The sequence below is a fragment of the Oceaniferula marina genome (genome assembly GCF_013391475.1).
In the GTDB taxonomy this organism is placed as follows: Bacteria; Verrucomicrobiota; Verrucomicrobiia; order Verrucomicrobiales; family Akkermansiaceae; genus Oceaniferula; species Oceaniferula marina.
On sequence record NZ_JACBAZ010000002.1, the window covers coordinates 670,341 to 694,470 of the forward strand.

17 protein-coding genes are annotated in these 24,130 nt (G+C 55.2%); 3 read left to right on the top strand and 14 right to left on the bottom strand.

Annotated features, from left to right (window positions below; translation table 11 throughout):
* Positions 1-3: 3 nt before the first annotated feature.
* The 4 genes from HW115_RS07160 to sstT all read right to left on the bottom strand — a co-directional run bounded on the left by HW115_RS07160 (position 4) and on the right by sstT (position 3,665).
* The gene (locus HW115_RS07160; RefSeq protein ID WP_178931900.1) at positions 4-447 is read right to left on the bottom strand and encodes a hypothetical protein; all 444 of its coding nucleotides are present in this window, start codon (positions 445-447) and stop codon (positions 4-6) included.
* A gap of 25 nt (positions 448-472) precedes the next feature.
* Entirely contained in the window at positions 473-1,369 is an 897-nt protein-coding gene (locus HW115_RS07165) for a metal ABC transporter substrate-binding protein (protein ID WP_178931901.1), read from the bottom strand.
* A gap of 58 nt (positions 1,370-1,427) precedes the next feature.
* Positions 1,428-2,366 (bottom strand): DMT family transporter, encoded by a 939-nt coding sequence (locus HW115_RS07170; protein ID WP_178931902.1) that lies wholly within the window; start codon positions 2,364-2,366, stop codon positions 1,428-1,430.
* Between the two features lie 66 nt (positions 2,367-2,432).
* Entirely contained in the window at positions 2,433-3,665 is a 1,233-nt protein-coding gene (gene sstT, locus HW115_RS07175) for a serine/threonine transporter SstT (RefSeq protein ID WP_178931903.1), read from the bottom strand.
* Between the two features lie 325 nt (positions 3,666-3,990).
* Between sstT and xerA the strand changes: the two genes are divergently transcribed.
* Positions 3,991-4,887: a site-specific tyrosine recombinase/integron integrase gene (gene xerA, locus HW115_RS07180; RefSeq protein WP_319609282.1), complete on the top strand. Its 897-nt coding sequence runs from the start codon at positions 3,991-3,993 to the stop codon at positions 4,885-4,887.
* A gap of 10 nt (positions 4,888-4,897) precedes the next feature.
* Here xerA and HW115_RS07185 read toward each other — a convergent pair whose 3' ends face one another.
* The 5 genes from HW115_RS07185 to uppS form a co-directional block, all read right to left on the bottom strand.
* Positions 4,898-5,497, bottom strand: a complete 600-nt coding sequence (locus HW115_RS07185; protein ID WP_178931905.1) for a protein-L-isoaspartate(D-aspartate) O-methyltransferase — start codon at positions 5,495-5,497, stop codon at positions 4,898-4,900.
* Between the two features lie 90 nt (positions 5,498-5,587).
* The gene (locus HW115_RS07190) at positions 5,588-6,607 is read right to left on the bottom strand and encodes an FAD:protein FMN transferase (RefSeq protein ID WP_178931906.1); all 1,020 of its coding nucleotides are present in this window, start codon (positions 6,605-6,607) and stop codon (positions 5,588-5,590) included.
* Between the two features lie 26 nt (positions 6,608-6,633).
* Positions 6,634-7,254, bottom strand: a complete 621-nt coding sequence (upp, locus tag HW115_RS07195) for a uracil phosphoribosyltransferase (protein WP_178931907.1) — start codon at positions 7,252-7,254, stop codon at positions 6,634-6,636.
* Between the two features lie 3 nt (positions 7,255-7,257).
* Positions 7,258-8,574 (bottom strand): sigma-54-dependent transcriptional regulator, encoded by a 1,317-nt coding sequence (locus HW115_RS20045; protein ID WP_178931908.1) that lies wholly within the window; start codon positions 8,572-8,574, stop codon positions 7,258-7,260.
* Positions 8,575-8,591: 17 nt separating this feature from the next.
* A complete protein-coding gene (gene uppS, locus HW115_RS07205; RefSeq protein WP_178931909.1) occupies positions 8,592-9,302 on the bottom strand; it encodes an undecaprenyl pyrophosphate synthase in 711 nt (236 codons plus the stop codon).
* Between the two features lie 196 nt (positions 9,303-9,498).
* On the opposite strand from uppS, the gene HW115_RS07210 reads away from it, so the two are divergent.
* A complete protein-coding gene (locus tag HW115_RS07210) occupies positions 9,499-9,960 on the top strand; it encodes a tRNA (cytidine(34)-2'-O)-methyltransferase (RefSeq protein ID WP_178931910.1) in 462 nt (153 codons plus the stop codon).
* A gap of 168 nt (positions 9,961-10,128) precedes the next feature.
* Here the strand turns inward: HW115_RS07210 and rseP are convergent, their stop codons facing one another.
* From rseP to HW115_RS07225, 3 genes are all read right to left on the bottom strand, one after another.
* Positions 10,129-11,535 (bottom strand): RIP metalloprotease RseP, encoded by a 1,407-nt coding sequence (gene rseP / locus HW115_RS07215; RefSeq protein WP_178931911.1) that lies wholly within the window; start codon positions 11,533-11,535, stop codon positions 10,129-10,131.
* Positions 11,536-11,681: 146 nt separating this feature from the next.
* Positions 11,682-12,458, bottom strand: a complete 777-nt coding sequence (locus HW115_RS07220; RefSeq protein WP_178931912.1) for a class I SAM-dependent methyltransferase — start codon at positions 12,456-12,458, stop codon at positions 11,682-11,684.
* A 117-nt stretch (positions 12,459-12,575) separates the two neighbouring features.
* Positions 12,576-14,396, bottom strand: a complete 1,821-nt coding sequence (locus HW115_RS07225; RefSeq protein WP_178931913.1) for a cation:proton antiporter — start codon at positions 14,394-14,396, stop codon at positions 12,576-12,578.
* 221 nt (positions 14,397-14,617) lie between these two features.
* On the opposite strand from HW115_RS07225, the gene HW115_RS07230 reads away from it, so the two are divergent.
* Positions 14,618-18,814, top strand: a complete 4,197-nt coding sequence (locus HW115_RS07230; RefSeq protein WP_178931914.1) for a glycoside hydrolase family 2 TIM barrel-domain containing protein — start codon at positions 14,618-14,620, stop codon at positions 18,812-18,814.
* 20 nt (positions 18,815-18,834) lie between these two features.
* On the opposite strand, the gene HW115_RS07235 is transcribed toward HW115_RS07230, so the two are convergent.
* Together HW115_RS07235 and HW115_RS07240 are read right to left on the bottom strand one after the other, a co-directional pair.
* Complete coding sequence (locus tag HW115_RS07235) at positions 18,835-19,494, bottom strand: nitroreductase family protein (RefSeq protein WP_178931915.1); 660 nt, start codon at positions 19,492-19,494, stop codon at positions 18,835-18,837.
* 385 nt (positions 19,495-19,879) lie between these two features.
* Positions 19,880-24,103 (bottom strand): C25 family cysteine peptidase, encoded by a 4,224-nt coding sequence (locus HW115_RS07240; RefSeq protein ID WP_178931916.1) that lies wholly within the window; start codon positions 24,101-24,103, stop codon positions 19,880-19,882.
* Positions 24,104-24,130 lie beyond the last annotated feature (27 nt).

Sequence of the window (24,130 nt, forward strand, 5' to 3'; positions counted from 1 at the left end):
ATGTTATCGGGTGTCGATTTCGAAGGTGTCGGCAAAGTCGGCAAACTGGTCAGTGAAGTGAATCTTCTGTTCCTCCTTGCCGGCTTGAGTGAGGGTAATCTGGGTAAAATACTTGTTGTTTTCACTCGCCTCGAGCCATTGGATGTCGATGAGGAATTCCGTGCTTTGTTTGGCTGGGAGTGTGAGGCTCAGATCGATTTCATTGCTGGCTGGCTGGCAATCGAGTAATGGCTTGTCTTGATCGGCACGCTGGATGCGGATGTGTGTCGGTCTGTGGGAAAAGAGGATTTTGGCCTCAACCGATGTGTGATGGCTTGGGTTTGGTGATGCGTGTTTACTGGTGGGAATGCTTGTTTCTTCTTTGTGGGTAAGCAGGGTGATTCCCAGTCCCATCAAACCGAGCAGGATGAGGACGCAGATGAAATCGATGAGAGGAGCCCGGCGCATAAGAGATGGTGGGTGGGGGCCGTGTTTATTCCACGAGGGCCTTGGTGATGGTGTTGACGTTGTGCCGCATCATTTTGGTATAGGACTCGCTTCCATCGGCGATCAGGGTTCCTCCGATGCGGATGCCGGTTTCCTTGCTGAGAGTCTTCAAGGCCTTGGGATTTGATCGCTGTTCGGGAAAAACCGCAGGGATGTTTTTTGTCCGGATGGTGTTGATGATTTCCGCGAGTTCCTTGGCCGTGGGAGCGCTGCTTTTATTGATGCCTTGCACAGCAAGTGACTGCATACCGTATTCATCACAGAAATAGCCAAAAGAATCGTGGGCGGTTGCCAGCTTCCGTTTCTCTTTGGGGATCCGGATCAGCTCGCGCCGGATCCATGAGTGGAGCTGGGCCAGCTCTTTACGGTAAGCTTTGGCGTTGGCTTGAAAATCCTGCGCGTGCGCCGGGTCCAATTTGCTCAATGTCCGTGCCAGATGATCGGCAGCCCGTTGCATGTTGGATACCCGGTGCCACCAGTGTGGATCGGTCGGGCCATGGTTGCAATGCTCGCCATGCTCATGGTCGTGCTGGTGGGCGTCACCGCTGTTGGTTCTTGCCGGGAGCGTATTGCCAACTTCGAGAATCGTTGCCGAGTTGCCGAGGGTGTCCCGTAGCTTGTCGAGATAGGTTTCCAGTCCCATACCACTTGCCAGATACAGGGAAGCTCCCCGGGCCTGATTCAGCATCGTCGGGCTGGGAGTGAAGTGATGCGGGTCGTCACCGGCACGCATCAGTGAGACCACTTCCACGTGCTCTCCCCCGACCTGTTTCGCCAAATCCGCCATCAGCGGGTGTAAGGCTACCACCTTGGTCTGCGCAGATGCTGTAGCCAGACAGAGAAAACTGAAGAGCGTGACGAGTCGATGATGTCGTTGCTGCATGAACAGCTTCTTAACGCAAGAAAGTAGCTAATGCAAGTAATTTGCGTTTAATGATTCTTTAATTGGTTTTGCTTGGTTTTGGCCCTTTGGCTTGGTTGATCTGTAGTCGTTGCAGGCCGACAACGGCCGCGATGACAACCGAGCCTCCGATATAGATACCGATGCCCGGGGATTCTCCGGCGACCAGAAGCGAGGACAAGCTGACGGCACAGACCGGGATGAGAAAGCGGTAGCCGGCGAGCAGGTTGACTGGGAATAGCTGGGTCAGGTGGTTCCAAAGCCCGAAGCCTGTGGCGGAGACGAGGGCCAGATAGACGGTGAGCCAGATGACTTTGGGTGGAAAGAGAGAGGCGAGTTCCGGCCAGGCGGCGAAACCGCAACAAGCGAGCATGGCCCCTCCGATGGAGAGGCCGAAGCCGGTAGCGGCTCTGGCCCCCATACTGGGGAGGATACGTTGCAGGATGATCACGCCGATGGATCCACTGAGGGTGGAGCAGCAGAAGAGCAGGGCTCCGAGGGCCGGGTTGCCGCTGCCGGCTCCAGGACGGTAAACGGCGAAGAGAACACCGCAGGCACCCAGAGCGATCAAGAGCCACTGTGATTTGCTGGGCCAAGGGGTTTTGAGGATGATCGGAGCGAGCAGCAGCCACCAGAAGCTGCCGGTGGCGACCAGAAGTCCGCCCATCACTGCACTGGAGATGGCGAGCGCGGAGTAGAAAAGTAAGTACTGGATTCCCGTTTGGGTGGCGGCGAACCAGAACAAGCTGGCTTTATCGGTCTGTTTCCATTCCTTCCATGGTTGCTTGGCGAGAAGCAGGAGAATCATCCCCCCTGCCATAAAGCGAATACCTGCAAGGAGCATACGGTTGGCCAGCGTGGGTTCCACACCAACCCGCTCCCATTCGGCATAAATGGCTTTGATCCCGGGGAAGGCACTTCCCCAGAGCAGGGCACAGGTCAACACCGCGAAGGGGAGCGTGCGTGCGGTGATGGTCATGCCCGACTTGTCGCACAGTCGCCGGATTTGGCAAGGCCGGATGGCCCGGGGGCGTGACTTCTGCCGTTAGGAAATGGAGATGTCTTTTCCCTGCTTGCGCCACAGGGAAAACTCGGCGACAGCCGTAAACAGAGCATCGGTTGAGGAGTTCAGGGCTGTTTCCACAGAGTCTTGCACGACGCCAATCACAAAACCGACAGCGACAACCTGCATCGCCACCTCGTTGGGGATGCCAAACTGGCTGGCGGCCATGGGGATGAGTAGCAGGGATCCTCCGGCGACTCCCGAGGCTCCACAGGCACTGACGGCGGCGAGCAGGCTGAGGATCAGGGCGGAACCGAAGGTGATCTCGATACCGAGGGTGTTAACGGCTGCGAGCGTGAGGACCGAGATGGTGATCGCAGCCCCAGCCATATTGATGGTGGCACCGAGTGGGATCGAGACCGAATACATATCTTTGTCGAGTTTCAGCTCTTCGCAGAGTTCCATGTTGATTGGGATATTGGCGGCCGAGCTGCGGGTGAAAAAGGCAGTGATCCCACTTTGGCGCAGGCATTTGAATACCAGTGGGTAGGGGTTTTTGCGAATCATCAGCCAGGCGATCAGGGGGTTGACGACCAGAGCCATGAATGCCATGCAGCCGAGCAGGAGTCCGAGCAGTTGGCCGTATTCCCTCAGTGATTCGAGGCCTTGTTCGGCGACCACGGCAAAGACCAAGCCCATGATGCCAAACGGGGCGAGGTTGATGACCCAATGTACAATTTTGGAAAGGGCATTCGCAAAATCATTGACCACGGTTTTGGTCGTGGCTGGAGCCTTGCGAAGAGCAATCCCTATCAACACGGCCCACATCAATATTCCGATGTAGTTAGCATTGGCCAGAGCATTGACGGGGTTGTCGACCAGATTCATCAGTAGGTTTCTGAGGATCTCGACAATGCTTTCGGGCGGAGTGATGTCCTGGCTTCCTGTGGACAAGGTGATGGTGACGGGAAACAAAAAACTACCTGCGACTGCCACCAGTCCGGCGAGGAACGTGCCACCGAGGTAGAGCATCACGACACCTTTCATGTTGGATTGATGATGTTCCTCATGTTGGGAAATGGCAGACATTACCAGAAAAAACACCAGGATCGGAGCCACCGCCTTGAGCGCTCCGACAAAGAGGGTTCCCAGCACCGCGACGGGTGCCAGGGTATCGGGAAGGGTCACCCCGAGTAGAATCCCGGCCAGCAGGCCGATGATGATCCGCTTGACTAAGCTGAGGTCGGACCAGAAAAAGTGAAAGGGTCTTTTCATATCAACATCCTAGGGTATGGCAGGTGTCAGGTCGATGATAATGTGGTTGGGCAATACGGTGATCTTATAACCACTCCGCAAAACAGACGAGACGATTGATCGTTGTTGAGGTATGTTGAAAAGCACTGAGTGATCGATGAGAGTTCCGGATGAATGACTCCTTTGGCTTTGTTTCTCCTTAGTCATGGTGCCCGCACCATTCCTTCGTCGCGCCTTACCAAAGAACTCATTCATCTCGGCTATCGTCCCGTCTGTTTTACTACTTGGTATTACAGCTCGGGTTCCTACGTTGTTGCGCTTGTCCTTCTGTGTTATACTCTCGGTCGTGAGTGACGAGGTAGCAGGTTTTTTGGAATTTATGCGGGTCGAGAGAAATGCGTCTGAGCGGACATTACGCAACTACAGTCACGCCTTGAATACATACCAGGATTGGCGGGGTGATGCCTTTGTTTCGTGGCGCGAAGCCACGGCGGATGAGTTCCGTTTGTATTTGTTTGAGTTGATGAAGCAGGAGCTTTCCCGTGCCACGATCCGTCTTCGTTTTGCCGCGTTGCGCTCGTTTTATAAGTACATGGTGCATCGTCGGGGGCTGGGTGTTAGTCCGTTGGCCGAGGTTCAGTTGCCGAAGCAGGAACGGAAGCTGCCGGTGGTGTTGAACCTGTCGCAGATGGAGCAGCTGCTGGAGATGCCCATGAAGTTAGATCCCGGGCCGAGAGCAAAACCCTGGCAAGCTCAGCGTGACACGGCGGTGATGGAATTGTTTTATTCCAGTGGTTTGCGGGTGTCCGAGCTCGTGGCTCTTGATGTATCCGATGTTGATTTTATTTCGGAAACCCTCCGGGTTGTGGGTAAAGGCAATAAGGAGAGGTTGGTCCCGGTCGGGACACATGCGATGAAGGCGATCCAGCAATACCGGCATGCTGCGGGGGTGAACGATGCGGCTTTATTTCGAAACAAAAGTATGAAACGGATCTCAGCGCGGTCGGTGCAGATGTTGCTGAAAAAATACTTGGCAGCATCCGATATTGGCTTTGAGGTAACGCCCCATAAATTGCGCCATACCTTTGCTACCCATCTCTTGGACCATGGTGCGGATTTGCGCAGCGTGCAGACCTTGCTCGGGCATGCGTCACTTTCAACCACCCAGATTTACACCCATGTGAGCAAGGAGCGTATGCGTGAAGCTTACGATGCCGCCCACCCTCGTGCAGGAGAGGATTGAGGAGCTCGCTTCAAACCATGGGGACAAAACGAACCGGGATGTGGTTGCTGTGGCTTAGGGATCCGTCGGGTTTTCGTTGGTAGTCTGTTAGTGTTTGATAGGGGTGGGTGCCTGAGATCGGGATGATGAGATGGCCATTCGGCTTGAGTTGTCGAAGCAGAGCCTCCGGAGCTTGATGGCTGGCGCAGGAAACGAGAATGGCATCGAAGCTTTTGTCCTCCGGCCATCCGAGTTTGGCATCACCCGTGCGAGCATCAATGTGTGATATTCCGAGCGTTTGAAAATGTTGCATGGCGGCTTGGGTGAGTTCCGGAATGGTTTCGATGGTGCAAACGTGCGGGCTGATCCCGGCAACCACGGCCGCCATGTAGCCGCAACCGGTGCCCACATCCAGAACCCTGGACTCCGGGGTGATTTGGGCTAACTGAAGCATCAGCGCAACGATGTATGGCTGGGAGATTGTTTGGCCGTGGCCGATGGGAAGTGGGCGGTCTTCGTAGGCTTGACCGGTGAGCTCCTTGGGGAGGAAGGATTCCCGGGGAGTGGTGCGCATGGCTTCGAGGACCAAGGGATCATGGATTCCTCGATCCTGAAGCTGGCGCTTGATCATGATGTCGACCGGTGAGATCACAGCTGGAGAAGATACTTCCCAATTGCTGAAATTTCCAGTGGAGATGAGGGCCCTGCACTTGGTGCTGGGTTATCGTGACTCGATTATTTGATTCCAAGCTGCGGATTTACGTGATTGCAGCTGTTGATGGTCGTCCTCGCTGATGACGAGAAGGGCGACGTCGGCGAGCTTGAGATCCGGTTGGACGCAAAGGGCGGTGGCCAGGGCGTCTGCGGTTGAGGAGTCCGGATGGATGACGGTGGCGGAGACGCGCCGAGTCAGGCCGAGTCCGGTTTGAGGGTCACAGATGTGGGAGTAGCGCTGGCCGTCGATGTTGATCGACTGATGTAGGTCGCCTGAGGTGGAGATCGCGCAATCGGCGAGCGTCAGGGTTCGGGGACTGAGTTGGTGTTGCGCATCAAGAGTTTTCAGGCTGACTTGCCAGCCAGATGTCCCAGGTGGAGGATCGCCGAGACGGACCTCGCCACCTGCTGTGATGGATGCCCGGGTGATCCCGTGTTTTTTTAAAACTTCTAACATCTTGGTGGCGGCGTAGCCCTTGGCGATGCCTCCGAGGTCGATGCGCATTCTCTCTTTTGTTTTGGTGACACTGTGGGTGTCCGTGTCGAGCTGAAGGTATTGCCATCCGCTGGCTTCTTTGGCGGTGGTGATGGCCTCTTTGGTGGGGAGCGTTCCTTTTTTGCGGGCCATACGCCAGTTGTAGGAGTGGTGGCCGAGTGTGGGGTCGTAGGCTCCGTTGGTGGATCGGGCGATTTCAATCGATGATTGCAGCACTTCGAAGAGTATGGGGCTGAGGCGGGCGGCTTTGTGAGCGGGGGCCGCGTTGAGTTTCATGAGCTCACTGGTGGCATCGTAGTCGGAGCAGGCTTTGTTGACGTCGGATGCCATTTGAAAGGCCTCGGTGGCGGCTTTTTTTCCGTCGTTGTCGGCGTCGGTGTAGAGTGTGATGACCAACTTGGTGCCCATCATCGCCTGTTGGTAGTTGTGGCGTTGGAGCTCGGGGGCTTTGACTGTTGGTGGTGTGGGTTTGCACTGGCAGAACAGCAGTGCGAGAGGAACCAGAGCGAAACAAAAACGAATGGGAGACATGGTGGAGTGGGATTGTGTGCGTTCGCTTAGACGGTGCCGAAAATCCGGTCGCCGGCATCGCCGAGTCCGGGGAGGATGTAGCCGCTTTCATTCAGACCTTCGTCCAGTGCCGGATAAAAAATCGGGACATCCGGGTGGCTGTGGTTGAGGTGTTGAATCCCTTCCGGGGCGGCAACCAGGCAGGCGAGGCGCAGGCGTTTGGCACCGTGGCGTTTCAACTCACTGATGGCCGCAGCAGCGGTGCCTCCCGTGGCAAGCATGGGGTCGATGATCAGGACATCGGCATCGGGTAGCTGCTCGGGAGCGTTGAAGTAGTAGCTTTCCGGTTGAAGCGTTTCCTCATTACGGCTCATGCCGATATGGGCGACCGATGCTTCGGGCAGCAGTTGGAGAAACCCCTCGAGCATGCCGAGTCCGGCGCGCAGGATGGGAACCAAAATCACCGGGTGGGAGAGGTGCTCACCCTGGGTGGTGGTCATCGGAGTGGTGACCTCGATGGTTTGGGTTTCGAGCGTGGCGGTGACGGCTGGCACCATCAGTTGGGCAATTTCCCGAACGTAACGGCGGAATTCGGAGCTTGGGCAGTCCCGTTGCCGGAGGCGTGCGAGGCGGTCGTTGATGACCGGGTGCTCGATGAGATGGTTCATGGCCTAGTCTGGTGCTTCAGACTGGAGAGCGTCAACCTTTTTGCTGATCCACTTACCGGGGTCCTGGCCTTCGGGGACCTGGCGTAGCAGATGCTGGAGTGCTTCTTTGGTTTTACGAGTTTCCGTTTCTTTGTCGATGAAGGTTTTGGTGAACGGAATGTCGTCGGGCAGTAGCATGTCGTTGCTGGCGAGGGCGCAGGCTCGGGCGATGGTATTTTCGAGTTCGCGCACGTTGCCCGGCCAGCGGTGGTTTTGCAGATGATTGAGAGCTTCACGGCTCAGGGTGAGTGGCGGGATGCCATTGCGGCGGATGGTTAAGCGCAGGAAGTGTTCGGCGAGCAGTGGGATGTCTTCCGCGCGGGCTCGTAGGGGGGGGAGGTGGATTTCCACCACATTGAGGCGATAGAACAGATCCTCACGGAAACGTTCATGGGCAACTTCCTCGGCCAGGTTTTTATTGGTGGCGGCGACGATACGGACGTCGGACTTCTGGGGTTCATGCCCACCAACCCGGCTGAATGTTCCGTCTTGGAGGACGCGTAGTAACTTGACCTGCACGGGGGACGGCATGTCACCGATTTCATCGAGGAAGAGGGTGCCACCGTCACATTGTTCAAACAGGCCGGCCCGGCGGTTGATGGCGCCGGTGAAGGCCCCTTTTTCGTGCCCGAAAAGTTCGCTTTCCAGCAGGTTTTCAGGGATGGCGCCACAGTTGATGGCAATGAAGATGTTTTTTGAGCGGGGTGAGTATTCGTGGATGGCGTTGGCGACCAGCTCCTTGCCGGTGCCGCTTTCTCCGGAGACCAGAACCGGGGCATCGGTGCGGGCGACCCGGCCGACGATTTTAAAGACATTTTGCAGGGCGCGGGAGTTGCCGATGATTTTTACTCGGCTGTCCGGGCTGGGTCCTGCGGATTTACTGCTTTCCCCTGCGCTGCGTCGTTGTTCGATCACTTGCAGGGCGGTTTCGACGACGGGTCGGAGTTCGAAGGTCAGGGATTCTTTTTTCAGGATGTCCTGGGCTCCAAGCTGGGTGGATTCGATGATTTGTGCGGTGCTGGGAAATCCTGCGGTGAGGATGACCAGCGTGCCCGGGTGCGCAGCCCGGATACGGGTGAGCAGGGTGAGCCCGTCGAATGGTTGCAGATCGATATCGGCAATGATGAGGTCCACAGTGGTGGTGTCACAGACCTTGATGGCTTTTTCGGCATGGTCGGTCCGGAGGATCCGTAAGCCATCAGCCGAGAGACGCTTCGTTGCCCATTCCAGATGATCGAGGTCGGGGTCGACGAGTAGGATGGTTTGTGATTCGGTGGACATGGATGTGGGGTGCCGGATCAGACGGTTCCGAAGCGGCGATGGCGTCGGGCGTATTCTTCGACGGCAGCCCTGAGCTCCGCATTGCGGAAGTCGGGCCAATTTTTCTTACTGATGACAATTTCCGAGTAGGAAATCTGCCAGAGGAGGAAGTTGGAAATGCGGGATTCTCCAGAAGTCCGAATCAGTAAATCGGGGTCCGGGATACCGGCGGTGCAAAGGTGGGAAGCAAAAAGTTCGTTGTCGATTTCCTCGGGAGAAATCTCACCATTGGCGGCCTTGCTTGCGATTGCGCGTGCGGCGTCGGTGATTTCTTCGCGGGAGCCGTAGGAGAGGGCAAGCACGAGGTTCAGGCCGGTGTTGTTCCGGGTGCGTTCGATGGCGTTGTCAATTTCCCGTCGGCACTTTTCGGGCAGGAGATGAAGGCGCCCGATGGCATGCAGGCGAACGTTTTGCTTGAGCATTTCCGGCAATTTCTCGCGCAGGAAGCGTTCGAGCAGTTTCATCAGGGAGTCGATCTCTTTTTTCGGCCGATTCCAGTTTTCGGATGAAAAGGCAAAGAGGGTGAGATACTCGACACCGATCTGGCGGCAGGTTTCCACGGCTTCGCGAACGGACTCGGCACCAGCGCGGTGGCCGTCGGCACGGGGGAGCCCCCGGGCGTTGGCCCAGCGGCCGTTGCCATCCATGATGATGGCAATGTGGCGCGGCGTGTCGTTGCGAGTTTCCATGGTTTGCGGGTGAAAGATTTATGAAGCAGGCGGGAAGAGTCAAGGTTCAAGAGATGACAATGTGGCATGGATCCTGAAATTTGCCGTTTTCAGTTTCAAGTATTCAGGGAATGGCGATGCTGGGGCGAGCCTCAAGTGCATAGGCTGAAATGATTTTGGGTTTGCCAAGCGGGGGGAGGTCTGGGATGGAAGACCCATGCTGAACGTTGTCTTGATGAACCCGGAGATTCCCCACAATACCGGAGCGGCTGGAAGGTTATGTCTGGCGACCGGGGCCCGCTTGCACTTGATCAAACCGCTCGGGTTTTCGCTGGATGACCGTCAGGTGAAACGGGTCGGGCTGGATTACTGGAAGGACGTGGACCTACAGGTCTGGGAAGACTGGCCATCGTTTCAGGCATCGATGCTAGCGCAGGGGAGTCGGATGTTTTTTTTGACGACTAAAACGGATGCAGCGCACTGGGGTATGTCTTTCCAAGACGGCGACTGTCTGGTGTTTGGTTGCGAGACCCGGGGACTGCCCGAGAGCTTGCTCGCCGAGCATCCGGACTCCTGTCTGACGATTCCGATGCTGAAGGGATCGACCCGAAGCCTGAATCTGGCGACCTCCGTTGGGATTGTGCTGTATGAAGCGGTCAGGCAGGTCGGTCTGGAATAAGCTGACGGTGGGTCGAGGCTGGTTCACGGCCAAGTGTTTACCCCCATGGTCGGGAGGATTGGCCTCAATCCTCCGGTGGTTAGTAGGATTGATTAGCCTCAATCCTCCAGTGGACGGAATGGTAAAAATCAGAGTTCGTCGGATTGGGGGCCATCCGACCAGCCGGCATTATTTGCTCGGAGCAAATTTGATTTCCTTTTTCTCCGGGTCGCCGCCAAAGAAGGATCCGACATCCTTGGAGGTGATGTAGATGAACAGGCTGAAGATCATCAGCACGAAGGCCATCTGTATGAATTCCAGTACCCGGGCTTTGATCGGGCGCCGGGCAATCATTTCGAGGAAGGAAAGGGTGATGTGGCCGCCGTCGAGAACCGGGAAAGGCAGCATGTTGAGGATGGCCAAATTGATATTGAAGAGAACGGTGAATGCGAGGGCCAGTTTCCAGCCGTCTTCAGAGGTCAGCATTTGGTAGTATCCTTTACCAATTCCAATCGGGCCGGCGAGTTGGTCGACGCCGATGCTGGAGGTACTTGAGGTGACCAGCTGGAGGGTCTTTTTCATCACGCTGGCGCTATCGACGATTTGTTGCCATGGGCCGGGGTACTTGGTGGTGCTTTCGAGTAATGATTCGTCGAAAGGGAGGGCCATGCCGAAGCTGGCGTGTTCGTCGTGAGGAGCCAGAGGTTTGCGACCGGTGAGCGTGAGGGATTTGGTTTCGTCACCGCGTTTGATTTCGATCGTGGTCGGCTGTCCGGATTGTCCGGCATTGAGGATCTGGGCTCGTGCAGTTGCTGGCGTACCGTTGATGCTGAGGATGATATCACCTTCTTTGACTCCGGCTTCGTCAGCCGGGCTGTTGTCCAGGATCTTGCCGGCTTTGACCTGCTCTTTGTAGGCGATTCCGACCTTGCGCATGCCGGATCGCTGCCACCAGGATGTTTTTTCGATTTCAAAGCCAGAGGAAATGGTGCGTGCCTGATCTTCTCCTGGACGTTGGATGAGGAACTTGATCTGGTCCCCTTCGCTGGTGACGACGTTACCGAGGATGCTGGTGTCCATATTGCCGGCGAAGTGGTCGATAGCGACGCCGTTGATTTCCAGGATTTTGTCTCCGGGTAGAAGGCCGGCTTTCATCGCTGGTGAGTCCTTGGCGACATAGCCGATCGTTGTGGAGGTGATACGGGTGTCCGGTTTGCCTACTTGCCAGACGACCACGGCGGTGGCGAAAGCGAGTAAAAAGGAGAACAGAGGACCGGCAAAGGCGACAATGATCTTATCGATGGGTTTGACCGGGGGGAGCGGTTTTTCATTCTTATTGCCACCTTCGATCGCCTCCATTGGCGCCATCTGGGGCAGGGCGACAAAACCGCCGAAGGGAAGCCAGCCGAGACCATACTGCACCCCATTGTGTTCTTTTTTCCAGATCGGCTTACCGAACCAGATTTGGAAGCGTTCCACCTCAAGGCCTCGCCAACGGGCTGCCCAAAAATGGCCCAGTTCATGCACAAAAATGATGACGTTAAAGATCAGGATGACCAGGAAGATGACGAGAATGGGTGTGAAAACAGCAGACATAATCAGTAGCTTGGGTTGGCAATGTAGTGGCTTTCCCTTGGCTGGCAAGCTCGGGATTGGAAAATGGGCGACAGTGCCCGCAGGGGAGCTCGGGGCGAGAGATCTCCGGGGCTCATTGAGCCCGCGATTGCAGGGGAGGCTTGAGCTCAATCATCCGATTCCTGATCTTCGCGAGGTGTGGCGATCAGGGTGAGGATCTGGCCGTTGGCATCGAAATCCGCATCGGCGTCGAAGTCGCTGATGATTTTTTCCACGGAAAAACCGGCATGGTGGAGGAGCATCGTCAGCTCCCGGGGCCAGAGCCAGGTGAGGTTCTGCTGGCTGTCACTGGATTCCATCACCTCGCCACGTTCGTTGGCAATCTCGTAGCGGTGTTCACGGATGAGGACTTGGTTGAGTCGCTCGATGGAAAATTGGGTATGGCATCGGGCGATGCGTCCGTCAGGCATCGGGCTCTCTTGGTCGAGATACCACTCACCTTCATCGACCTCACCGGTGATTTCAGCCCAGGGAATGAAGGTGCTGAGGTAGAGTCCGCCGTCGGGCTGCAGGTGGCGCAGGATGTTTTCGAAGACTGCGGGGATCTGTTCGAAGGGCACAAGCTGCAGACTGAATGCCGGGATGATGATGGCGCCATACTTGCTGCCGGTATCAAAATCCTCCATGCCGGCCTGGTGGAGGATGAGGTCTTCTCCCTCCGGAAGTTGGCGGCAGAGTTCGAGCATTTCCGGTGCGTTGTCGAGCCCTTCCACCAGATAGCCGTCATCGCGCAGTGGTCGCATCAACCGTCCGGATCCACAGCCGAGTTCGAGCACGGTTCCGGGGTAGTGGTTGAGAAACGCTTTAATTATCGGGAGCTCGGCATCGGCTCCATGGGCAGACCAGAACAGGTCGTGCAGGGTGGCTTCAAGATTTTGATACATAGGAATGAGAGGTGATGGTGCAGGTGGATGGTATTTGCCACATTAGGAACCGATAACCGATAACCGATAACTAATAACTAATAACTAATAACTAATAACTACTATCGATCCTCCCCCTCAGGCATCCTCGGGGCGGACCATGGCGTAGAGGGTGGTTCCGGGGCCGGGTTCTTTCATCTCGTCGTTGGCGATACGCAAGCCTTTTTCTTCGGTAACGTAGAACAGGAGGATGTGTCCGTCGCCGTAGAGTTGGTTGAAGTCGTCGAAGCTGAATTTGTCGGTTAGGGTGGTTTCTTTGACCACGCCTCCTTGGTAGGCCAGGGTTTCGAGCTCCTTGAACTTGGGGCGGCCGGGGAAACAAATGCGGCCACGTTTGTGTTTGGCGGTGGCATTGCGGTGGTGGGCGCCGTCGTCGCTTGGGGCGACCTGCCAGACGTTGCGGCTGTCGAAGATGTGGATGAAATCCTGCGATGCGAGCGAGTTGACTTCGTCGTTGGGCGTGGTTGAGATCAGTTGGCCCAGACCGTTGAGCTCGAGTTCGTCCTCGACGTATTCGGAGAGGATGTTGGCGCGCATCGCCGGGATGCCCTCAAGTTTAGCGCGGGCGATGTTGTCGTAGTTCGTATCGAGCAGGAGCACATCGTGGCCGTCATCATGCAGGGCCTTGGCTGTGAGCTGCACCCAGCGGCCGGCGCCGGCAAAGAGGATGCCACGTGGGTTTTTGGAGGCGAGCTTGAGTCGCCGGGCCAGTGGAGCTCCGAGTAGGCCGTAGATAGCCACGGTGCCAACGATGACGATAAAGACAATCGGCACCATCAACTGAGTGACTTCACCGATGGCGGGGTTGAGTTTACCCGCAGCAATCGCATGTTCGAACTCGAGGGCAAAAATGGCGGTCACGGCTGCGGCCACGATGCCTCGTGGGGCCATGGCCGAGAGAAAGAATTGCTCTTTCAGCGTGAGCCGCTTGGAAAAGGCATTGGCAACAAAGACGGAAAAAGGGCGGACGACAATGATCAGCGCGGCCAGAAGAATCAGGCCGGGGACCAAGGCTTGACCGAGGGCATCGAGATGTACCCGACCGGAGAGCACAATAAACAGGATTGAAATAATCAGAACCCGCAGGTTCTCCTTGAACTCCAGGATGTGTTTGACCGAGACGGATTTTTGGTTGGCGAGCGCAATGCCGAGAACGGTGCAGGTTAGCAGCCCGGATTCCGACTGGATGGCATTGGAAGCAGCAAAGGCAGTGGCGGTGACCGCGAGTAGAAAGACAGAGTGTAGGTAGTCCGGGATCAGGTGATGTTTCAGTAGAAGTTCGATGATTTTGGCGAGGAGAAAGGCCAGGATGACGCCCACCAGCAGGGTCATGCCCAGAGCGTGAAGAATTTGATCCATGGCAGCGTCGACATCACCAGCCAGTGCGGCCTGATAGACCAACACGGCAAGGATGGCACCAATCGGGTCGACGACGATGCCTTCCCATTTGACGACATTGCCCACCTTGCGCGAGGGTTTGATATGACGCAGTAGCGGTGCGATCACGGTGGGGCCGGTGACCACCAGAATGGCCCCCAACAAAGCAGCCACCTGCCAATCATACCCCAGCAGGTAGTAAACGGCACCGTAGGTCAGGATGAAACTGAACACCACGCCGAGCGTGCAAAGCCTGAGCACCGGGGTGCCGCTCTCTTTGAGGTCGGAAAATTTCAAGGTGAGCCCTCCCTCGAAGAGGATGACGGCGACACAGAGGCCGACCGCCGAGAGCAGGACATCACTGCTTGCCAAGTAGCTGTCAATGGTTTGGCCAGTGAAGTGTCCAAGGCCGAATCCAAAGGCGAGCAGGAGGAGAATCGACGGCAGTTTGAATCGCCAGGCCAGCCATTGGGCGGCAATGCCCAGGGCCAGAACCAGCGTAAAATAGGTCAGAGGTGTCATGGTTGATACTGCGGATTCAACAATAGATCTGGCAGGCTGGCCATGGTAAAGCACATGGATTTTTGTCATCGCATGGGTGGTTTGATCGAACGGATGAAAAAGGTATCAAGTTTGTTTGGTTTTAGCTGTTTGAGAAAAGGAAAATTGATGGGGAAAAGTAAAAAAGTCGCTGGCTTTGCCCGCGTATGTCTATTTGCTCACTAGCAACACACACAAAACAGATGAACACACACACCATTGCAGCTTCGATGTTAGCCTGCGCTTTTGTAGGATCGGTTCAGGCAGAAAGTCTTTCGCTAACCGAATTATCACGACTCGAAGGCACAACCGGATGGAAGAAAATCGAGACAAACCGTTCCGTGCTCGGGAAGCCGTTGTCACTGGAGGGGAAAATTTACAAAAAGGGTCTCGGTGTGCATGCGGTGAGTGAGGTGCTCTATGCCATCCCCAGCGGGGCGACGCGATTTACGGTGACCGGCGGAATTCACGACGGCATCCGGAGCAAAGGAGGATCGGTGGTCCTGCGGGTGGAAGCCGGACCAGACAGTAGCTATTTGAAAAACCTGGCGAAGTCCGGCAAGCTAACGGCATCGGCTGGTAAAAAGGGCAAGGCAAGTTATGCCTTTGATGTGGAGCTTCCGGAGGATGCGGAGGTGATTCAGTTGGCGGTCGATGATGGGGGGGATGGAACCACGCACGATCAGGTCGATTGGGTAAACCCGACGTTTCATGGCAAGGGGAAATTGGTGGTGAGGAAAAAGCAGGCAGCTCCTACTGGAGAGGCAAGCATGCAGGGAGACCTACCGTATTGGCAGGATGTCTCCGTGGTTGAAGTCAATCGTTTGGCTCCGCGGGCGCATTACATCGCCTATCCCGATGTAGCGTCGGCGATGAAGGCCGAGGGTAAACCGATGCGCAAAAGTTTGAATGGGAAATGGAAGTTCAAGTACAGCACGACGCCTGAATTTCGGCCACAGCGCTTTTATGCTCAGGATTTTGATGTGGAGAACTGGGATGAAATCGCGGTTCCCTTGAACTGGCAGATGGCAGGTTTTGGGATTCCGATTTATAACAACAGCACGTTTCCATTCAACAGCAAACCTCCGCACATTGACCAGAGCTTTAACCCGGTTGGGAGCTATAAACGCAAGTTCACCATTCCCAAGGCTTGGAAAGGGCGCCGCACCACGATCCATTTTGCTGGTGTGGATTCAGCCTTCACCTTGTGGGTGAATGGTAAGGAAGTGGGATACAGCGAAGGGGGACGGACACCGGCTGAGTTTGATTTGACGCCTTACCTTCAGGCGGGTGAAAACGATTTGGCGGTGGAGGTGATTCGCTTTTCATCTGGTGCCTGGTTAGAAGATCAGGATTACTGGCGCTTGAGTGGGATTTTCCGGGATGTGGAGCTTATTTCTCAACCTGCCGGGCAACGCTTGCGTGATTTCACCCTGCGCACACCGCTCGATGCTCAATACCGGGATGCGACGCTCGACCTTGCTTTTGACTTTGAAGAAGCGGAAGGTGGGAAGGTTCAGGTGAAATTGTTGGATGCAGCGGGTGGACAAGTCCTCGTGGTGGATGCTCCGATCCAGAATGGTGCGGCAAGGATTAAGAAGTCGCTTCAAACCCCTCGATTGTGGAGTGCGGAGGACCCGTATCTTTACAAGCTGATCATGACCCATGTGGATACTTCGGGTAAAGTGATCGAGGTTGTGCCGTGGCGTTTTGGTTTCCGGTGGTCGGAGATCAAAAACAACAGGCTGCTCGTCAACGGCAAGCCCGTGGTGATTGCCGGGGTGAATCGGCATGAGCACTCGCCGGACTTCGGCCACTACTGCCCGCCGGAAGAAGTGCTCGAGGATATCATTAGCATGAAACGGCTCAATTTTAATGCGGTGCGGACCTGTCACTATCCGGCCAGCCCGGAGTTGTATGCGCTTTGTGATGAATATGGTTTGTATGTCAATGATGAGGCGAATGTGGAGTCGCACGGTGATCAGGGGATTCCGAAAATGCCTTTGTTTGCCAAGTCGCATCACCACCGGATGCAGCGCATGATTGAGCGTGACAAGAATTTTACCTCCGTCATTTCCTGGTCCCTGGGGAATGAGTCCGGCAGTGGTGGTGCCCACAATGACAACTACACTTGGACGAAGGAGAATGACGATCGGCCGGTGGGTTACCAACGTCACGGCACCAATGACTTCACCGATTTCAACTCGGCATTTTACCGCCCTCCGGCAGGGGTGGCTGGCTATGCGCGTAACGCCAAGGCGAAGCCGATGATTCAAAGTGAGTATGCACATGCCATGGGGAACAGCTCGGGTAACTTGAAGGAATACTGGGATGTGCACTGGCAGGATAACACGGTGCAGGGCGGATTTGTCTGGGACTGGAAAGATCAGGGGCTGAAGTTGCCTACGCCAGAACGGGCCTGGGTGCAAATTCCAGGTGTGGATGCAAAAGACCTATTGATTGAAGGGTCGCAACCGGACAGCAAGGGCCTGCGCGGGATCCTCTACTTCTGTCACGGCAGTGAGCCGGCATTTTCGGCGCCGTGGACCGTTCAGCTGAAACTACGCACTGCACCGAAGAGTGACGACGACCTGGCGTTCTATCCACTCTTCGGTAAGGACAGCTCGACGGGCTCTTTGTTTATGGAGAACAATGCCTTGGTGTTTCAGACCTTTGGCAAGGATCGCAACAAACTGATCGCCCCGCTTCCTGACAGCTTTTTCGATGGCGGCGAGCATACGGTGACGGTGTCCCAGGATGGGAAACAGGTGGCATTTTATTGTGATGGAAAGTTGCTTACCAAGCTGCCGTTGGTGAACAAACTGCAGGCCAAGTGGCGTGGCTACGTCGCCTTTGGTGCAGGTGTCGGAACCGCACTGGTTCCTCAGAGGATCGAAGCCAATGCTCCGACCCTACTTGCTGCCAATCTGCTGAGCGGAGCACATCAGCCCGATGCTGTAGCCAAGCAGAAGTCGATCGTGATGTTCGATCTGCGTAAACCAGTTGAAGTTCTGGCGAAACGCCCGGCCGAGGGGCACTTTTACGCTTACGGCGGCTACTGGGAGAACCGTCGTGGCCATCTGAACCCGGGGAATTTTTGTATGAATGGCGTAGTGGCCTCCGATGGTGCGCCTCACCCTGGAGCTTACGCCTTCCAGTATGTTCAGCAGCCGTTTGATACCCAGGTAGTGGACCCAGCCCATGCCGAAGTGAAGGTTCGGAACCGGAACTTTTTCAAAGCACTCGATGATGAGATTCTCGGGAAGTGGTCGCTGACTGCGGATGGCGAGGTGATTCAGCGTGGTGACATGAAGGGGCTCACGATCGAAGCCCAGCAGGAAAAGCAATTCAAGCTTCCGTTGAAGCCGTTCACTCGTAAGCCTGGAGTGGAGTACCGCGTGCAAGTGACTTACGAACTCGCCGATGATACGGCATGGGCGAAAGCCGGACATGTCGTTGCGTGGGATCAGTTCCAATTAGCCTATCAGAAGGCTGAAACCGCAGCGGGTAAAGGGGCCTTGCAAGTCAGTGATTCCGGGGACTCACTGCGTTTCTCTGGTCAGGGGTTTGCCTTGAACTTTGATAAAAAAGTAGGGTCGTTGACAAGTTACCAGATCGGTGGTGATGAGTTGCTTCGCAGCCCTTTCGTCCCAGACTTCTGGCGTGGAACAACGGATAACGATCGGGGTGCCAGATTGCACAATGACGTTCAGTGGAAGCAGGTGAATCAACTGGATCAGCCGAAAATGACTCACCGTAAGGTATCGGCGTCACAGCACCGGGTGGAGGTGACGGCGACAGTCGGTGAGAAAAAAGTTCCGGTGCAATTGTTGTTTGATGTGTTTGCCGATGGGCGGGTGACAACGGAATTTGTCTTTGATCCATCACAAGCGCCTGAGCAACAAGGAAAGAGTGGCAAAAAGAAACGTGCTGAGTATTTGCTTCGCTTTGGTGTGCGGGCTGAGCTCGCCAAGGAGTTGACGCATTTAAAATGGTATGGCCACGGACCTCGAGAGACCTACTCGGATCGGAATTACGAATTGATTGGTCTCTATGAGAACACGGTGGACGGTATGTTCACCGACTACTCACGGCCTCAGGAAAATGGCAATATCTCGGGGGTGCGTAAAGCCTTTGTGAGTAATGGTAAAGGGCGCGGCTTACTGGTCACAGCCAGTGCGGATGCTCCGCTCAATCTTTCGGCACGGCGCCACCTGCATCAGACACTTGAAGCCTATAAATATAGCTACCAGCTACCACCATCAGATGCCGTTTATCTGAACATCGATCACCAGCAAATGGGCGTCGCCGGTGTGAACACCTGGGGCGCTAAAGCACTACCACCGTATCTCTTGACGGTGAAACCAATGCGCTATCGCTTTACGATCCAGGGGAAGTGATGGGTTGAAAATGACGAGCCTTACAAAAAACTCGCAATCTCACGGAGTGGTTTTTTATCGATGATCGGAACCTGACAGTTTTCTGTCGGGTACCCGCACACCAATAGGAGGAATGGTTTATCGGTGTTTGGGCGGCCTAGAATTTCGTTGAGGAAGTTCATCGGGCTCGGTGTGTGGGTCAGGGTGGCAAGACCAGCCTGATGCAGGGCTGTGATCAGGATGCCGGTGGCAATACCTGTGGACTCCTTCGGGTAGTAAGTTTTCGAGGGCTCACCGTGGTGGTTGGTGGTTTTGGATTGTTGGAAGATGGCAATCAGAGCGGGGGCGGTTTCGAGGAAGGGTTTGTTGGCGTCGGTTCCCAGATGCGACAGCGCATCGAGCCATTCCTCGGGTGCCCGGCCGTTATAGAACTCACGTTCTTCGGCTTCGGCGGCTTCACGGATTTGGCGTTTGATCTCTGGATCTTGCACAACCACAAAATGCCAAGGCTGAAGATTGGCACCATTGGGAGCGGTGCCGGCAGCAAGCAGGCATGTTTCGATGACTTCGGCGGGGATCGGCTGATCGGAAAAATCCCGGACGGTGCGTCGGGTCCGAACCGATTGATAGAAGGCGTTGGCCGCCTTATGCATCTCAGGTTTCGTTAGGCGGGAGAATGGAAGGGCTTCGGTTTCTGACATATGGAAAGATTGGTTTTTGTTTGCGATTCAGGTGTTTTTTATGAGCCTCACTTTTGCAGGAACACCCACGCGGGTAGAACCCAGATCGATGCACGCCGTGATGAGATGAGTGAGGTGCTTGGTCATGTTTGATAACATGCGGAGTGGAGGGTGGTATGGCAAGGGAGGAATGGTTCAAGTGAGCATCCAGATTGTTGATCAAAGTAGCGGGACGGGCGCCCGAGGAATCGGTTGTCGAATGCGTGGGTCCTGAATGTAGGACAGGATTGTATCCTGTCGGCAACCTGAGGTGTTATTCTGTCATGGCTAATGTGAGCTTCAAGCCTGCAGACAGCTTGAAAAGCTGCCCAACTTTGGAGGGGATACAAGGACGACGGGTCGGAGCTTAACGAACGACCTTGATATTGAACTTGGCGCTGTGCGAGGTTCCATCAGGAGCGGTGATCAGCACCTGAAAGGTGTTGTTTCCGAGGTTGCGGTCAGTGGCTCCGTAATTGGTGAAGAGCAAGCCATCCGGATAGATGCGCAACCAGCCGGGTCCTGCTACTTTGGTGAAAGTGAGCTTGCGGGCGGTTTCATGGTCGAGTCCGGTGATGAACCCGAGCAGTCGTTGGTTGTATCCCGAGACGCCCACCTTGGCGTCGCGCAGTTTGATTTCCCGGGTGGCAAAATCGATGGGTTTCACGTTGCTGTCGGTGGTGAAGCTCCGCACCATGGTAGCTGGCGTGATCGGAGTGGCGTGGGTGTGGCGAACCCTCCAGAAATAGCGGGTATGGTCCTTGAGTGACCCTACCTTGGTGCCATGTCTTGCTGCCCGCTTGAAGACAACATTGCGGAAAGCTGGATCGGTTGCCACTTCGACTTCGCGGGTGCGGGTGCTGTGGTTGCTCCAGGTCAAGGTGATTTGCTTGGGATGTACTTTTGCATTTTCCAATGGCAGGGTAGGAGTGGCAAATTCTTGTTTGGCAATCAGGCTGCGCTCGGATCCGCTTGTGGCGAAATTGAAGACATGCAGATCATCGATGGCAAAGCGGTTGTTGCGCGGGGTGACCATGATGCGGTTGGAGGTGAAGTTGGCGAGATCATCAATATCCAGTTGATGGGTTTCACTTTTTCGATCTACTTGGATGTTCAGGGTTTTACTGGCGTGGCTGTAGGTGACGGCGATAAACTGCCACTGACCGAATTTGACCTTGGGGCCGTTGTAGATTTTGGCTCCGGGGTTGCCGAGGTAGTTCCACCCCCCGGGGTGCTTCCAGACTTTCAAGGTGTCTCCGTCTAGCAGGATGGAGATGTTGCCGGTTTGGATCACATCGTGGCGACCTGCTTTCAGGATATTCTGGTGATAGCAAATGGTGTAGTCTTTGCGGTTGGCAAAGCGCTTGCTGTTGATGCGAATGCCATATTGTTCAAATTTGGCGGCAGATCCAAATTTGCCTTTGGTGATTTTTTCTTCGGTGGCTGGTTGTGTTTCGACTCCTTCCCATTTGATGGGGGAATTAAAATTTTGATAGAATACAAGTTCACGTGGGGCGACTTTGACACGTATGGTTCGTTTGGTTTCGAGCTTGTTCGATTTGATGGTTAGGGTGAAAAGGTTGTCTCCGGTCAGGAGCTTTTCGGGTGACTGGATGCGAGCTGTAAATGCCTTGTATTGTTTGGGTTCAAGTGTGATCTGTTGGGAGGATAGCTGAAGTCCGCTGTCGGCATGGAGATTGTATTTTTGAGTTTGCGGCGTGTTGTTTTGAATTTCGTATCGAATCTCGAGAAGTTTTTTTGCTCCTTGAACCAGAGACAGGTTGTATTGGAAGGCGGGTGATACCGAAAGTTCGGGCCCCCGGAGTTGGGGCATGATCACCACGGAAGGATCCCCCAGTAAGTTGATCATGAAGTTGGTGCCTCCGATGTGGTTGTCTTTGGCTTGGTCACTTCGCATCGTCCACAGGGTTTCGCCGGTGCTCATACCGAAGTGAAGTCGGCTGTAGTAGTCGTTGTGCTTATTCCAGCGATTACCATTGCAGCCTGTGACTGAGCGGGTGCCCCCGAAGACGGCGACTCCATTTTTACGGAGTAAGGCATAACAAAGGTTATACGGGTGTTCGGGGCTGGCGACATCACAGCCGCCGAGGCAAAAGACCGCTGGGTACTTCTCGACGAGTTGTTCCGTGCCGTTGGATGACATGGCTCCGATCCCGTAGGGCGATGCGTGTTCCTGGTAGTAGATGAATCCAAATTTCCCCTGATTCTGGGTTTCGATCGATGCGTGTTGGCGGTAGTGGTCGACATCGGCTTCGAAGATCGAATCTTCGTGGTGGGCGTGGCGGAGCATGGTGGCGCCGGAATGCTGGAGGAAGTTCTGCATCATATTCTGGGTGCGGTCGAAGGTGCCTTCTCCGGCGTAGAACATGTCGCGGCGCCAGAACAGGTCGCCGGCATCGTTTTCGTAGCGAATCACGCGGCGCAGGATGTCATCGACATCCCGTGCGTTGCCGTGTTTGGCATCGATACCGTAGAAGGGAATCCTACCGACATAGACTTCCGCTTGGCCGTCGATACCGCCTTCGCCATAATCTCCGTCATCGGCCAGGACGCCGTTGTTGTTTTTATCCCAGTTGCTGGTGAGATCAGCGTAGAAAAAATCGGTGGGAGCATATCCGTCCCACTCGTCTTTTTCCGGGTGGCGTTTGCGGAATTCTTCAACTCCAATTTCACTGATCTCCTTCCACAAGGCTCCCCACATGGCGACCTTTTTGTAGGGGGTGTCCCCTTCAATCGGGTGAGGGTTTCCTAACATTAGAACATAAAGTGTGTTGTATTGCTTGTGGTTTTCAACCAACCAGTTGCGGATGTTGTAAGCTGCTTTGCGCCCGGTTCCTCCACCGAAATCTTTTTCGGTGATGACATGCATGTCAAAGCCGCGGGAGCGTTTGTGCCGAATAAAGGCATCGAGCTGGCTGAGGGATTGCTTTTTCTTTTCACTGGTAATGATCAGGTAGCCGTTGCGTCCGGATTTGATGGCATCCGGGATGCGGGTCCGGATGTCGTAATGGCCATCGGCGAGAGTGAGCATCTTTTTTAGGATGTCGGGGTGGAGTTCGTCGTAGTCCGGGGTGTAGATGGTGACAGGGTCCTGGGCGGGGTCGGGGCTGTAGTGATCGGCGTGGCTGCTGGGAACCAGGTCAACGGCGAGGATGTTGTCGAGGGTTTCTTTTTTGGCAATGATGCTGAGCTGATGGACTCCGGGTGTGAGTGTGAGCTGTGTTGAGATCACACCGTCGTGGATGGTTTCTAGATATTGAGGTGCTTGGAATTGGCCGTTGATCTGCCTGCTGCCGTCTTTGCTTCTGAGCATAATGGCGTAGCGTTGCTCGCTGTGGTTGTAGACGGGGAAGATCAATCGGCCACGTTGACTAACAGATTGGTAGTGTGGGATGCTGATCAAACCGGCGGCGTCGGCATGGGCCGGGGTATGGTTGCGGATCGACGAAGGTTGGAAATGATGCTTGCTTGTATTGTAACGTTTCCATTTGTCCGGGGCGGGTTGCGACGCACCAGAGAGTTGAAGTTCGAGCTCTTTGACAAAGTAGTCGCGGTTTCGCCCTCCGCGGTGGAGGAAGACGAGGTAGCGTGGCGTAATGCTTTGCTGGCAGTCGATACCGAAGGCGTAGGGGAAGGTTTGCTCCAGGGATGAGTGCCAGTTGGTGTTGTTGTTGCGGTCGATGATGTGAGCCGGGCCTTCGCCTCCGTAATGTGTATTGAGCTTATCGGAGTTGATGAGTTGGAAACGATCACTGGCGATGAGGTGTCCTTGTTCATCCGCTAAATAGATTTCGTGGATGTGGCAATGGCCCGTCTTTTTGGGGTCGGTAGAGAAGTTGTTGAGTAAGTTGAGATGCAGGTAGCGCCCCTGGCTGGGGTCGATTGGCAAAATGGTGGCGTCGGTGAAGGAGGTCGCCTTGTGGATGTTATAGTGAGGTGAGGAAACGAGGGCTCTTTCAGAGATGTTTTCAAGCTCTTGAGGTCTTAGACGGGGGCCCTTGTAGAGGGAGTGAGGTGCTTCGCCCTTGTGGGTGTCGCTGGCAAACACCGGGTAGTAATGATAAGTGTTGGTTTGGGCTTGAAGGAGACTCGGCGATTTTTTTGATTGGTTAGGCTTGATGTTGGATTGTTTTGGATGGTCGGTTTCGGGGGGTGTTATGGGATTGTCTGATGTGATGGTGTTAGGTGTGGTATTCCGGCTCTCCATCTTGTTTTCAGAGGCGGATGTTTCTGTATCGGCGGAAGGATGGGTTTGGGCTGGCTTGGCCGTGTTGTTTTGTCCTCCCTGTTGCAAGGCCAAGTAGCCTGTTCCCGCGATTGTGGCAGCGATGAGGATGAACCCTGCAACCAGCGTGCTGTTGAACCTAGGTCGTGAGGAAGAAGGTTGGGTGGGAGCTGGAGCTGGAGATGGCGCGGGGGCTGACGGAGGCAGCTGGGTAGCATCCCTATGTTGAGGCGCATCCATGATGAACTTGGTATCGCATTGGTCACATTGGCCTTTGCGGCCAAGATATTCGTTCGGAATGGAGAAGGTGTTGCCGCAATGGGGGCAGTGGATATCAATGGCCATGGTGGGATTTTCGCGTTGGGTGCGGAA

What these genes read in the sequence shown, in the direction of transcription:
- HW115_RS07160 (WP_178931900.1), bottom strand. Translation starts at nt 447, where the DNA reads ATGCGCCGGGCTCCTCTCATCGATTTCATCTGCGTCCTCATCCTGCTC.
- HW115_RS07165 (WP_178931901.1), bottom strand. Translation starts at nt 1,369, where the DNA reads ATGCAGCAACGACATCATCGACTCGTCACGCTCTTCAGTTTTCTCTGT.
- HW115_RS07170 (WP_178931902.1), bottom strand. Translation starts at nt 2,366, where the DNA reads ATGACCATCACCGCACGCACGCTCCCCTTCGCGGTGTTGACCTGTGCC.
- sstT (WP_178931903.1), bottom strand. Translation starts at nt 3,665, where the DNA reads ATGAAAAGACCCTTTCACTTTTTCTGGTCCGACCTCAGCTTAGTCAAG.
- HW115_RS07185 (WP_178931905.1), bottom strand. Translation starts at nt 5,497, where the DNA reads ATGATCAAGCGCCAGCTTCAGGATCGAGGAATCCATGATCCCTTGGTC.
- HW115_RS07190 (WP_178931906.1), bottom strand. Translation starts at nt 6,607, where the DNA reads ATGTCTCCCATTCGTTTTTGTTTCGCTCTGGTTCCTCTCGCACTGCTG.
- upp (WP_178931907.1), bottom strand. Translation starts at nt 7,254, where the DNA reads ATGAACCATCTCATCGAGCACCCGGTCATCAACGACCGCCTCGCACGC.
- HW115_RS20045 (WP_178931908.1), bottom strand. Translation starts at nt 8,574, where the DNA reads ATGTCCACCGAATCACAAACCATCCTACTCGTCGACCCCGACCTCGAT.
- uppS (WP_178931909.1), bottom strand. Translation starts at nt 9,302, where the DNA reads ATGGAAACTCGCAACGACACGCCGCGCCACATTGCCATCATCATGGAT.
- HW115_RS07210 (WP_178931910.1), top strand. Translation starts at nt 9,499, where the DNA reads ATGCTGAACGTTGTCTTGATGAACCCGGAGATTCCCCACAATACCGGA.
- rseP (WP_178931911.1), bottom strand. Translation starts at nt 11,535, where the DNA reads ATGTCTGCTGTTTTCACACCCATTCTCGTCATCTTCCTGGTCATCCTG.
- HW115_RS07220 (WP_178931912.1), bottom strand. Translation starts at nt 12,458, where the DNA reads ATGTATCAAAATCTTGAAGCCACCCTGCACGACCTGTTCTGGTCTGCC.
- HW115_RS07225 (WP_178931913.1), bottom strand. Translation starts at nt 14,396, where the DNA reads ATGACACCTCTGACCTATTTTACGCTGGTTCTGGCCCTGGGCATTGCC.
- HW115_RS07230 (WP_178931914.1), top strand. Translation starts at nt 14,618, where the DNA reads ATGAACACACACACCATTGCAGCTTCGATGTTAGCCTGCGCTTTTGTA.
- HW115_RS07235 (WP_178931915.1), bottom strand. Translation starts at nt 19,494, where the DNA reads ATGTCAGAAACCGAAGCCCTTCCATTCTCCCGCCTAACGAAACCTGAG.
- HW115_RS07240 (WP_178931916.1), bottom strand. Translation starts at nt 24,103, where the DNA reads ATGGCCATTGATATCCACTGCCCCCATTGCGGCAACACCTTCTCCATT.